Genomic DNA, 12,414 nt, shown 5'->3' on the forward strand with positions numbered 1-12,414 from the left:
CATGAGTCTGCAACACAAGATCGACTTCGCCGTTATTCTCACCGTAGATCACGCCAACCCTAACGGCGATCCGCTCAACGGCAACCGTCCCCGTACCGATTATGATGGCTATGGGGAAATCAGCGATGTTTGCCTTAAGCGCAAGATCCGTGATCGGCTCATGGAGCAGAAGGGGACGCAAGTTTTTGTGCAGTCAGACGACCGCAAGCTGGACAACATGGCCTCGCTCAAGGAAAGGGCCGAATCTGCGGAGCACGGCCTTGGCAAGGATGCTTTTAATCCCAAAAAATGCAGCAAGGAAGAAACCGCCCGAAAGGCTTGCGCCAAGTGGTTTGACGTGCGCGCTTTTGGGCAGCTTTTTGCTTTTGGCAAAGATGGCGATGCGGCGGGGGTTTCCATTGCAGTGCGCGGCCCGGTGAGCATTCACTCGGCCTTCAGCGTGGAGCCTGTCAGCGTTGCAAGTATTCAGATCACCAAAAGCGTCAGCGGCGAGGGCGATGGCAGCAAGCGCGGTTCGGACACCATGGGCATGAAGCACCGCGTGGATAAAGGCGTATATGTTTTTTACGGCAGCATGAATCCTCAGCTTGCCGAACGCACCGGCTTTAGCGACGAAGACGCTGCCGTGCTCAAGGCCATCTTGCCCAGGCTGTTTGAAAATGACGCTTCGTCTGCCCGTCCGGAGGGCAGCATGGCAGTCAGTCAGGTGTTCTGGTGGCAACACAACTGCGCTTCCGGGCAGTATTCATCCGCAAAAGTGCATAAAAGCCTCACGGTTAACCCCGATGGCAGCTATACGCTCAACAGCGAAGCTACTCCGGGGTTGAAGGCTGAAACCATTCCAGGCTTCTAATGCACCCCCCAGCCGATTCCATCCCCATATCGGCTTTGCAGCATTATCTGTTCTGCCCCCGGCAGTGTGCGCTCATCCATCTGGAACAGCTCTGGACGGAAAACGTGTACACTGCCGAGGGCCGTCAGCTGCACGAAAAAGCCCACAGCAACGCATCTGAAAGTCGCGGCGACTGCAAAACTGTTTCAGGGTTGCTGCTCTGTTCGCGCGCTCTTGGCCTGACAGGGCAGGCAGACGTTGTGGAGTTTCATCGGCACGGCAATGTCTGGCAGCCGTACCCTGTCGAATATAAGCGGGGCCGCCCCAAAAGCATGGCGGCAGACCGCATTCAGCTTTGCGCGCAGGCTCTCTGCCTGGAAGAAATGTTGCATGTTTCCATTTCTGAAGGGGCGCTCTTTTACGGCAAAACCCGGCGGCGGCAGGTTGTGGAGCTCACCGATGCCCTGAGGGAAGAAACCCGCACCACCATCGGTGCCGTGCAGGATTTGCTGAACAAGGGGCTTACTCCGCCGCCTCCATCCCTCGAAATTGCCAATACCATCTGCCCGGCGTGCTCCCTATGTGATGTCTGCCTGCCCCTTGCTCCGCAGACCTCTGCTGCGCGCTATCTGCAATCCGTGCTGGAGAGCATATGAAACCGCTGCTCAATACGCTGTTTGTTACAACTCAAGAAAGTTATCTGGCCAAGGATGGCGAATGCGTGGCTGTGTATCAGGGGGATGCGCTTAAAGGAAAAATCCCCATTCACACGCTTGGCGGCCTTGTACTGTTTGGGCAGATTTCATGCAGCCCCTTTTTGCTGGGTCACTGCGCGGAAAACGGTGTAACAGTGTCGTGGTTGACCCAATATGGGCGGTTTCTGGCATCCATGCACGGGCCCGTGAGCGGCAATGTGTTGCTGCGGCGTGAGCAATACCGCCGTGCGGATGATGATGCGGCTTCTGCCGCCATTGCCGCCGCCATAGTAATCGGCAAAATCGCCAATTGCCGCACGGTGCTGATGCGTGCAGCGCGCGAGAGGCCGACTGCAAGCCTTGATGCAGCAGTGGCCCGTCTGGCCCAATGCCTTGCCCGCCTGCGCGAGCCTTTGCCGCTCAATATGGTGCGCGGCGTTGAAGGTGAGGCGGCGCAAGTGTATTTTGGCGTATTTGCCAACCTTATTCAGGCAAAAGACGCCGCCTTCCGCTTTGATGGCCGCAACCGCCGACCACCCCTTGATGCTGTTAACTGCCTTCTTTCTTTTCTATATACACTTCTGGCGCACGATGTTCGCGGGGCGCTCGAAAGTTGCGGGCTTGATCCTGCCGTGGGCTTTTTGCACCGTGACAGACCCGGACGCCCCAGCCTGGCTCTGGACATCATGGAAGAGTTTCGTCCTTATCTGGCAGACAGGCTGGCCTGCACCCTTATCAACCGGGGGCAGGTGAGGGCCAAGGGCTTTCGTAAAACAGAATCTGGCGCTGTGATAATGGACGATGCCACCCGCAAGGATGTGATCTCTGCATGGCAGGAGCGAAAACAGGAAACTGTGGAGCATCCATTTTTGCAGGAAAAAATGGCGGCGGGCCTCTTGTATCACTGCCAGGCGCGTTTGCTCGCCCGATATTTGCGCGGCGATCTGGATGCATACCCTCCCTTTGTGATTCGGTGATGCCATGCTCGTTCTCGTAAGCTATGATGTAAACACGCAAGATTCAGCCGGAAAACGCCGCTTGCGCCAAATAGCCCGCCATTGCGAAAACTGGGGGCAACGGGTGCAGTTTTCAGTTTTTGAATGCGTGGTTGACCCCGCCCAATGGGTCGCCCTGCGCAATAATTTGCTGGAATGTATGGATGAAGAAAAAGATAGCCTGCGTTTTTACTTTTTGGGTGCCAACTGGAAGAATCGTGTTGAACATGTTGGGGCCAAACCGTCCTATGACCCTCAAGGGACGCTGATTCTGTAAATCGACAGCATTATTACATGCGGACGGCTGAGAGAGTCAGCAGATATCAGACTGGCTGAAGGGGACTCTGTGAGCTGCTGGCAATAGCCCGCGAGAACCAGAAGCGCACAGCATTTTTCTGGGAGGTTCTCGATTTTTTAACAATATGATTTTATTACGGTAATTTTTTAAAGCAGATTTGTTTATTGCATAAATTGATCGAGATACGTGGCCTGCTCGAAAAATGCCCTGAATATCATTGCGGGGCAAAGGTAAAAAAGGGCCACAGTCGCTCCCCGTGCGGGAGCGTGGATTGAAGCATGTAAATTGACGGGGAGGATTGTAAACCGTGGCGGTCGCTCCCCGTGCGGGAGCGTGGATTGAAGCTGGCCCCTGCTGACCTTGCGGACGGATCCGCACCGTCGCTCCCCGTGCGGGAGCGTGGATTGAAGCGTGAGGGCGTGGAGTCGGCGCCAAACCTTTTGCCAAGTCGCTCCCCGTGCGGGAGCGTGGATTGAAGCAGGGCGAGAGATGATGAGGATGGTGTGAAATTTGGTCGCTCCCCGTGCGGGAGCGTGGATTGAAGCGTGAAGCTGATCTGCCCGGTTGTCAGCATGGTGGGTCGCTCCCCGTGCGGGAGCGTGGATTGAAGCTTCCAGAAAAACGATGGGAAAACCCTCGTCGCGGGTCGCTCCCCGTGCGGGAGCGTGGATTGAAGCTGCGCCCATCACATCCTCCTACACAGCCAGATGAGTCGCTCCCCGTGCGGGAGCGTGGATTGAAGCCCAATCCCTGCGAACCCCGCCGCAGCCCTTCTGGAGTCGCTCCCCGTGCGGGAGCGTGGATTGAAGCGGCATTAGGTTAGGCGCATGTTCTATGCCCTGCCGTCGCTCCCCGTGCGGGAGCGTGGATTGAAGCCCCCCTGCCAGCGACCATATTCCCAACGCTGGGAAGTCGCTCCCCGTGCGGGAGCGTGGATTGAAGCGTTGGCAACGGCGAGTGGGTGAGCATGGCGACAGGTCGCTCCCCGTGCGGGAGCGTGGATTGAAGCCGCGCCGTCAGGATGCGCGGAAAAACCGAAGTTGGTCGCTCCCCGTGCGGGAGCGTGGATTGAAGCAATGCTTCTAGCAAGTCTGGAGCTGCGGATATCAAGTCGCTCCCCGTGCGGGAGCGTGGATTGAAGCAGGCGCGTGAATTCCAGCGCAGCCCCGAAGCGGAGTCGCTCCCCGTGCGGGAGCGTGGATTGAAGCTTCTTGGGTGAACACCACGGACGGGCGTTATTACAGTCGCTCCCCGTGCGGGAGCGTGGATTGAAGCTTTTGGGTATGCTCCCGCAGACTATTCAGAGCAGTCGCTCCCCGTGCGGGAGCGTGGATTGAAGCTCCCGGGGCGGCATAGCTTACGGACGAAGCCGCGCGTCGCTCCCCGTGCGGGAGCGTGGATTGAAGCTCTTCGGCGTAGCCGTCCGCCTTGATGGTGGTTGTCGCTCCCCGTGCGGGAGCGTGGATTGAAGCGCTGTGCCCGGTGTATGGCGTCTATCTGCTCCTGTCGCTCCCCGTGCGGGAGCGTGGATTGAAGCCTGTCAGGTTTTTGATGGTATTGCGCGTGACGGGTCGCTCCCCGTGCGGGAGCGTGGATTGAAGCCCGCTGGTCGTGATTCGGACGAAGAAAACCAGTTGTCGCTCCCCGTGCGGGAGCGTGGATTGAAGCAGCGCCAGGAGCGTGCGTTCCTGACCGCACAGCGCGTCGCTCCCCGTGCGGGAGCGTGGATTGAAGCAAGGTACTGGTACCAGGTGGGCGACATGAGAATGGTCGCTCCCCGTGCGGGAGCGTGGATTGAAGCAGCGCGCTTGGCATTGTTAAAGCGGTCAACGCTCCGTCGCTCCCCGTGCGGGAGCGTGGATTGAAGCTTGCAAGGGCATTAGCCATATCGCGCCAGCCAGCCGTCGCTCCCCGTGCGGGAGCGTGGATTGAAGCATGGTGGCTATAAGAAACTGCGCTGACCATGCCGGTCGCTCCCCGTGCGGGAGCGTGGATTGAAGCAGCTGAGTTATTCTGACCTCCAAGCACGCACCCACGTCGCTCCCCGTGCGGGAGCGTGGATTGAAGCATGGCTGGCAACCGCGTGGGCAAGACTGAGGGCGCGTCGCTCCCCGTGCGGGAGCGTGGATTGAAGCACATCCTGAAAATTGTTAAACCGCTCACGCCCGGCGTCGCTCCCCGTGCGGGAGCGTGGATTGAAGCTTGCCGATGCCTTTGCTGAAACAGAACTCAGCCTGTCGCTCCCCGTGCGGGAGCGTGGATTGAAGCGACTACATGGTTGACGAACTATACGGCCATGATCGGTCGCTCCCCGTGCGGGAGCGTGGATTGAAGCGGGTATTACCCCAAGCTTAATTGCAAGCAGGGTAAAGTCGCTCCCCGTGCGGGAGCGTGGATTGAAGCAGTCAGCCTGTCCAGCGCGCCAGCAGTTGAGCGAAGTCGCTCCCCGTGCGGGAGCGTGGATTGAAGCGGGTTGTCGTGTGCGGCGACCGTGGGCCTCATGCTGTCGCTCCCCGTGCGGGAGCGTGGATTGAAGCAGCATACACCCCAGCGGCAACTGAAATTGTTACGTCGCTCCCCGTGCGGGAGCGTGGATTGAAGCAAGGGATTGATCGTCATAATCAAGCCACTCCCTGTCGCTCCCCGTGCGGGAGCGTGGATTGAAGCAGGCAGGTTGGCCGGAAGGTTCGCTACGCGGTAACGTCGCTCCCCGTGCGGGAGCGTGGATTGAAGCCAAGTGCGGGCGCAAGATCATCTACACGCGCGCAGGTCGCTCCCCGTGCGGGAGCGTGGATTGAAGCCAAGGTGGGCGGCTTCTCGTGGGCCTGCCCCGGCAGGTCGCTCCCCGTGCGGGAGCGTGGATTGAAGCTCGCTCAAGACCGGGGCGCGCTCAACTGAGATAGTCGCTCCCCGTGCGGGAGCGTGGATTGAAGCAGGCCGATAGAGGTAGGGCTTGACTTGCCGTCCTTGTCGCTCCCCGTGCGGGAGCGTGGATTGAAGCAAAATAAGCTTGCCTGGGATTGTGTCAATTTGCGTCGCTCTCCGTGCGGGAGCGTGGATTGAAGCAGGAAGCGAAGCAAAGCCTCCAGAACCAGTTTGAAGTCGCTCCCCGTGCGGGAGCGTGGATTGAAGCTTGTTACTTATACCACCTTTGCGAGCAGCGTATTAGTCGCTCCTCGTGCGGGAGCGTGGATTGAAGCAACCCTGGCCAGCCACCCACTTACGGCATGCTGCGGTCGCTCCCCGTGCGGGAGCGTGGATTGAAGCCACCCAAGCCCGGCACGGTGCAGATATCCTCAATGTCGCTCCCCGTGCGGGAGCGTGGATTGAAGCAGAGTATAATGACAGCTATTAGCACAAAAGTCGAGGGTCGCTCCCCGTGCGGGAGCGTGGATTGAAGCGCCCTACCTGTTTGAGCGCGTTAAGGGAATTAGCGTCGCTCCCCGTGCGGGAGCGTGGATTGAAGCAGCGCGTATTCCCTGCCAACTCCAAATGTGGAATGTCGCTCCCCGTGCGGGAGCGTGGATTGAAGCACACCGGAGGGGATAGGCTTCGCTCGCCAAGAGGGGGCGCTCCCCGTGCAGGAGCGTGGATTGAAGCCCTGCCGTGCTCCTCTACCGCAGGGCTGAGCCGGGTCGCTCCCCGTGCGGGAGCGTGGATTGAAGCGCCTTAATCCGTCAATTCGGACTCACCTATCCCCGTCGCTCCCCGTGCGGGAGCGTGGATTGAAGCAATGCGATAACGGAATCCGTCCATGATCTTGATCGTCGCTCCCCGTGCGGGAGCGTGGATTGAAGCTTTCCGCGTCCCTGAAAAAGCTGGCGCTGGCATGTCGCTCCCCGTGCGGGAGCGTGGATTGAAGCAATTCGCCAAGATGCTTTCCGGCCTGACCAACTCGTCGCTCCCCGTGCGGGAGCGTGGATTGAAGCTGTTTATCAGCCGTGAGGTTAAGGACGAAACTGTGTCGCTCCCCGTGCGGGAGCGTGGATTGAAGCTTGACGACGACATGGCCCATCAGCCGGTGGAAACGTCGCTCCCCGTGCGGGAGCGTGGATTGAAGCGGGCCACGGTGGGAACGCGACGAGTTCGGGCATGTCGCTCCCCGCGCGGGAGCGACTTATGTGGATTGATATTATCATGAGCACAGCCCATACATGCCGCAGCAACTGGAACCATCTGTTCTGATTTATCTATTGCTTTGTTTTAAAGATGTCTTGCGTAAAATATATAACCTGTTTTGCAGGTTAGTTATAAATATTATGCTGATATTAATCCAATTTCGATTACTTGATTTTTATCCTCGTCACCATAATCCTTTCCCGCCGTCTTCCGATTAATACAGAAGCGGTATCTCTGCATTTTGCCCCCTCAATATTCTCCATTGAAGGGGTTGATCTTGCAGGCAAAAATTTTATATGAGCAAAAGTGTCCCGGAACTGTATGATGGCTGCAACAATAGCAACGTATCTGGTGGATACTGTAAGCAGAATTCTACACTTGCAAAAGGGCTTGTTATGAACAGATCCATATCGCTCAAGCTGATGCTTGGCATTGCGGCAATCATCATCATACCTATGGGCATACTATTTGCCCTTACATCGCGTGGCATTGCAACGCTTTCAGAAGAAAGCTTTGCCAAGTCCGCCATTGGCGAACTGCGGCAGGTCAGCAATGTTGTCACAGCCATGTTTGATGAATACAAGCTCAACGTTGGCATGCTGGCTGTTGATCCCCTTATGGCGCAATTACCGCAGATGACCACAAGTCATGTAACAGCAACGGAACCCACACCGTCCAGCCCCGATGCAGGCGATACTGCTGGCAAGGCGCTGGATGCCGTGTTTCGTCTGTACCGGGAGACGCACCCTTCATATACCAATGTTTACGCGGGCAATATGGAAGGCGCATTTGTGCTCAACAGCCCCGTGAGCGGCAAAACCCAGCCATCTGGCTACGATCCGCGCAAACGCCCCTGGTGGGGCATGGCCGTGTCTGACCCGGCCAAGAGCTACATCACCAGCGCCTATAAGAGCACCGATGGTCAGCCCATGGTCAGCGCCTGCCGCGCCGTGCGCGATAGCAGCGGCAAAGTTACAGGTGTTGCGGCCATAGATATTACTCTGGGCACCCTCACAGACCTCATCAAAAACGTGCATATTGGCCGCACGGGTTTTGTTATTCTGGTGCAGGATGACGGCGTGGTTATATCCGACCCCAAAAACCCGCAGCACAATTTTCAGAAAATAGACGGCATTGGCAACGATGCCCTGGCTGCCCTGTTCAAGTCCGGTGCGGCTACGGGCGAGGCTGTCTTTAGCGGCAAGCAGTATGAAGCTGTGGTGTACAATTCGCCGGAACTCAAGTGGAAGTTTATTGGCCTCATTGAAAAAAGCGAACTCATGGAGCCTGTCAACGCCGCTGTGTGGCAGTTTGCTACCGGTATGCTGGCAAGCCTGATTGGCATTTGCATAGGTATCTGGGTGCTGGCCGGGCGGCTCATTATTACGCCTTTGAAGACCGTGGGCGTTTTCCTCAAAGATATTTCCGCTGGTGTGTACGGCAGTCTCGCCAATCGCCGTGTTGACGAAATAGGCGTGATTTTTGAGTCCCTCAATTCCATGAGCGCTACCCTTAAATCCAATATTTCGGAGATTGAGGCCAAAACTGTTGAAGCGCAGCAACAGGCCGACGCAGCAAACGCCGCTACGCGCGAGGCCGAGGCCGCCCGCCTGCACGCCGAGCGCGCCAAGGCCGAGGGCATGCTTGAAGCCGCGCGCCAGCTCGAACATATGGTGCAGATGCTCCATCAGGAAGTGAGCACACTCGCGAGCAGTTCAGAAGATATCCGCGAGGCCACGCTCGTGCAGCGGCAGCGCATCCACGAAACCGCCACGGCTATGGAAGAAATGAACTCCACTGTGCTGGAGGTTGCCAAAAACGCCTCGCATGCCGCCGCCCAGGGTACGGATGCGAGGGACAAGGCCAATCAGGGCGCAGAGGTCGTGGGGCGGTCGCTTGAGGCCATGCGCGCCTCGGAGCAGAAGGCTCTTGAACTGCGCGAAGCTATGGGCGATCTGGATAAACAGGCTCACGGCATCGGCGCGATCATGACCACCATTGAAGACATAGCCGATCAAACAAATCTGTTGGCCCTGAATGCGGCCATTGAGGCCGCCCGCGCGGGCGAGGCGGGCAGAGGCTTTGCCGTTGTGGCCGATGAAGTGCGCAAACTGGCAGAAAAGACCATGCACGCCACCAAGGAAGTGAGCGACTCAATCCTCTCCATCCAGCGGGTAGCAGGAATCAACGTGCAATCTGTGGAAGAAGCCGTGCAGGGTCTTGACCATGCCTCATCGCTGGCTGGCGAGTCCGGCGCGGCGCTGGGCGACATTGTTACCAGCACAAACCAGTCGGCAGGGCAGATTCAGTCCATTGCCACTGCGGCAGAGCAGCAGGCCGCCACATCTGAAGAAATCAACAAGTCCATTGACGAAATCAACGCCATCGCCGGTCAGACGGACGAGCGCGCCGAAGCCTCTCTCCAGGCCACCCGACGGCTGGAAGATCTGGCTCTGTCGCTTTCCGGTCTTATCAAGGAGCTGAAAGATCAGTCGTCATAGGCTGGCAGAGTTCAATGACCTGAGAAGGAAAACGGCAACCGTTCTGCGGTTGCCGTTTTTCGTGCGGGAGTGACATCATTTTCGACCTGCGCTATGTTGTCGCACTGGTCAGCGTCAGCGAATTTGCCGTCAATAGCCTGTAATCAGAGGCTTTTCTTCTGCCAAATGACGCTATCGCTACAGAGCGTGCATGACAGATTGCGCCCTTTGCGGCAGGCAGGGGGAAAGCATATCTGGATTTTCGTGTATCCCTTTCGGCGGCCCGCCGAATGAATGTTGCTGCGCAGCAATAACCGCACTGGAGTATGCCATGACAGGGGAATTTCTGACCTCGCTCACCCCTGAGCACAAGAAGTTTCTTGTGAATCTGTTCAAGGACGGCGTGTCCTTTGACCCCAAGGTGCTGCGCGTTTACGCATCGGATGCCAGTCTGCTCACGGGTACGGTGCTGGCCATGGTTCGGCCCGAAAGTGCCGGGCAGTTGTGCGAATTTATGCGCTGGGCAGATGCGGAGCATGTGGCCGTGCACCCGCGCGGGCGCGGCACCAGCCTTTCCGGCGGCTGCGTGCCCACGGTTCCCGGCATTGTGGTTTCCATGCTGGGCATGGATAAAATCATCGAGATCAATAAGGAAGATTTTGTTGCCGTGGTGGAACCGGGCGTTAATACGGCTCTGCTTCAGGCAGAGTGCGAAAAGCTGGGCATGTTTTACCCGCCGGATCCGGCCAGCGGCAAGGCAACCAGCGTTGGCGGCAATGTCATCACCTGCGCCGGGGGGCTGCGCGCTGTAAAATACGGCGTTACCCGCGATTACGTGCTTGGCCTGGAGGCCGTGTTGCCCGGCGGCGAACTGGTAAAGTTCGGTGGCCGCTCCCACAAGGATGTCATAGGCCTTGATCTCGGGCGGCTCTTTGTGGGCAGCGAGGGCACGCTTGGCATTGTGACCAGGCTCATTCTCAAGCTTTTGCCCCGGCCCGAGGCTTCAGCATCGGTGCTTGTGGGCTATCCTTCGCTGGATGCCGCCCTGGCCTCCATGGGCAAGGTTTTTGCCGCAGGTATTCTGCCCTGCGCGGTGGAATTCATGAATGAAACCGTGCTGGAAATCCTTGCCAGAACCGGCGATGTGCCGTGGCCGGACAGCGTTAAATCGTTGCTGCTGTTTCAGGTGGACGGCAGCAAGGAGACTGTGCCGCTTGAGAATGCCCGCCTTGCCAACCAGCTTGATGACGCCCTGTGGCGTATGGAGGGCGTTGGCAAGCAAGAGGAAGACAAGCTGTGGGCCTACAGGCGCAGGGTTTCGGCTGCCTCCTATGTGCTCGGCCCAGACCGCATCGGCGGCGACATGGCCGTGCCGCGCGGTTCCATTCTTAAGGCCGTGCGCAAATTTGAAGAAATTGCCGCCAGCAACGGCAAGCGCCTCATCGCCTTTGGGCATGCTGGCGACGGCAACATCCACGCCAATCTGCATTATGATGCCTCTGACGCCGACGATGCCCGCCGCACACAGAAAACCCATCACGAACTGGATGCGGCAGCCCTTGAATGTGGCGGCAGCCTTTCTGGCGAGCACGGCGGCGGATGCCTGAAAGAAGTTGGCAAACAGCTCGGGCAGAAGGAGCACGCCCTCATGCTGCGCGTGCGCCGTGTCTTTGATCCCAGCGGTATTCTCAATCCCGGCAAGGGGTACTGAAATGAAACGCGGCTGTACGCAATGCGGCGAATGCCTGAACGTCTGCCCTGTGTACGCGCTCTACAAGCGCGAGGAATACGCGCCCAAGGGCAAACGCCTGCTTCTGGAACAGATTGATCCCGAGTTCGGCGGCAGCCCGGATTCGTCCCTGCCCTGGGAGGATATCCGCGAACTGGCGCGCCTCTGCGCCGGGTGCGAGCGGTGTCAGCAGGCCTGCGCGCGCAAGCTTTCCACAAGCGACCTGCTGGCCGAGGCGCGGGCACGTAATCCTCACTGGACGCAAACTCTCTGGGATGTGTGGATTCGTCGAGCAGGCCCACTGTGGCCCATGGCGGGAAAAATCGCCATGCTTGCCCCAGATTCCGTTATTCCCGGCGTGTTGCGGTCTTCTGTGGAAACCGCCCGCGCACTGGTTGATCTGGAGCCTTGCGAACCGTGGATGACCCTGCGGCCTACCCGGAAGGTCAGCGGCGTGAGAGTGGCCCTGTTCAGCGGCTGTACGGCAAAAAATGCGCGTCCCCGCTGGATATCCAATGCCCGGCAACTGCTGGCAGGCTGGGGCTACGACCTTGTGGACATTGCGGATTTTGCCTGCTGCGGCGGTACGTTGCACCATGCCGGGCAGTTGGGGGCCCTGGCAGAAGTGCGCGAGCGCAATCTTGAGCTTTGGCGCAAGGCTGGCAAGCCTGTAATGGCGAGCTTTTGCGCTTCGTGCAAGCACAGTCTTGATAGCTACACCGCCGTTTTATCGGCGGAGGAGGGCAAGGAGTGGAAGCAGAAATGCGTTGGACTTTCCTCCCTGCTTGTGGAACCGCAGATCAACCCCACAGGCAAGGCCCCGGCAGCGGTGGGCTATCACCATCCCTGCCACTGGGGTACTGCTGATCCTGATTTGCCCTTGCTCACGGCTGGGCTGCCAGGCTTGAAAAAAGGCACTGGCCTGTGCTGCGGCATGGGCGGCATACTGAAAATGTCCAACCCCGATCTTTCAGCAGACATGGCGCGCAAATGCCTGGAGGGCTTTGCTCCTGAAATCCGGCATATTGTCACCGGGTGCAGCGGCTGCGTCATGCAGCTTGCCGCTGCGGGGGGCAAGGATATGCAGGTGCGCCACTGGCTTGATGTGGCTGCACTGGCAAACTCCCGCACCTAGGCGCATCCAGCCCCATACTGACTCTTGCAGCAGTGTCTGTGAAGTTTTGCAGCTTGCGGGCATAGTTGCCTCTCTCTGGTAGGTGTGCGCCGCGATGTCCTGCAATGCTTTATTGAGGAATGGTGCACGGC

General features: G+C 58.4%; 7 protein-coding genes and 1 CRISPR repeat array. All 7 genes read left to right on the plus strand.

Annotated features, from left to right (window positions below; translation table 11 throughout):
- Position 1 precedes the first annotated feature (1 nt).
- The 7 genes from cas7c to NE637_RS00345 all read left to right on the plus strand — a co-directional run bounded on the left by cas7c (position 2) and on the right by NE637_RS00345 (position 12,283).
- Positions 2 to 853, plus strand: coding sequence for a type I-C CRISPR-associated protein Cas7/Csd2 (cas7c, locus tag NE637_RS00315; protein ID WP_227118501.1), 852 nt, complete (start codon positions 2 to 4; stop codon positions 851 to 853).
- Complete coding sequence (cas4, locus tag NE637_RS00320; RefSeq protein ID WP_227118502.1) at positions 853 to 1,488, plus strand: CRISPR-associated protein Cas4; 636 nt, start codon at positions 853 to 855, stop codon at positions 1,486 to 1,488. The genes cas7c and cas4 overlap by 1 nt, the downstream gene beginning before the upstream one ends.
- Positions 1,485 to 2,504 (plus strand): type I-C CRISPR-associated endonuclease Cas1c, encoded by a 1,020-nt coding sequence (gene cas1c / locus NE637_RS00325; RefSeq protein WP_227118503.1) that lies wholly within the window; start codon positions 1,485 to 1,487, stop codon positions 2,502 to 2,504. Before cas4 ends, cas1c begins: the two co-directional genes overlap by 4 nt.
- A 4-nt stretch (positions 2,505 to 2,508) precedes the next feature.
- Entirely contained in the window at positions 2,509 to 2,799 is a 291-nt protein-coding gene (gene cas2 / locus NE637_RS00330) for a CRISPR-associated endonuclease Cas2 (RefSeq protein ID WP_192111642.1), read from the plus strand.
- 267 nt (positions 2,800 to 3,066) lie between these two features.
- Positions 3,067 to 6,881: a CRISPR direct-repeat array (repeat unit 32 nt; unit sequence GTCGCTCCCCGTGCGGGAGCGTGGATTGAAGC).
- 453 nt (positions 6,882 to 7,334) lie between these two features.
- Positions 7,335 to 9,440, plus strand: a complete 2,106-nt coding sequence (locus NE637_RS00335) for a methyl-accepting chemotaxis protein (RefSeq protein ID WP_227118504.1) — start codon at positions 7,335 to 7,337, stop codon at positions 9,438 to 9,440.
- 310 nt (positions 9,441 to 9,750) lie between these two features.
- On the plus strand, positions 9,751 to 11,130 hold the full coding sequence (locus NE637_RS00340) for an FAD-binding oxidoreductase (protein ID WP_192111644.1): 1,380 nt from the start codon (positions 9,751 to 9,753) through the stop codon (positions 11,128 to 11,130).
- Between the two features lies 1 nt (position 11,131).
- Positions 11,132 to 12,283, plus strand: a complete 1,152-nt coding sequence (locus tag NE637_RS00345; protein WP_227118505.1) for a (Fe-S)-binding protein — start codon at positions 11,132 to 11,134, stop codon at positions 12,281 to 12,283.
- Positions 12,284 to 12,414 lie beyond the last annotated feature (131 nt).

Origin of the sequence: Desulfovibrio desulfuricans, assembly GCF_024460775.1 — a bacterium.
GTDB lineage: Bacteria > Desulfobacterota > Desulfovibrionia > Desulfovibrionales > Desulfovibrionaceae > Desulfovibrio > Desulfovibrio desulfuricans_E.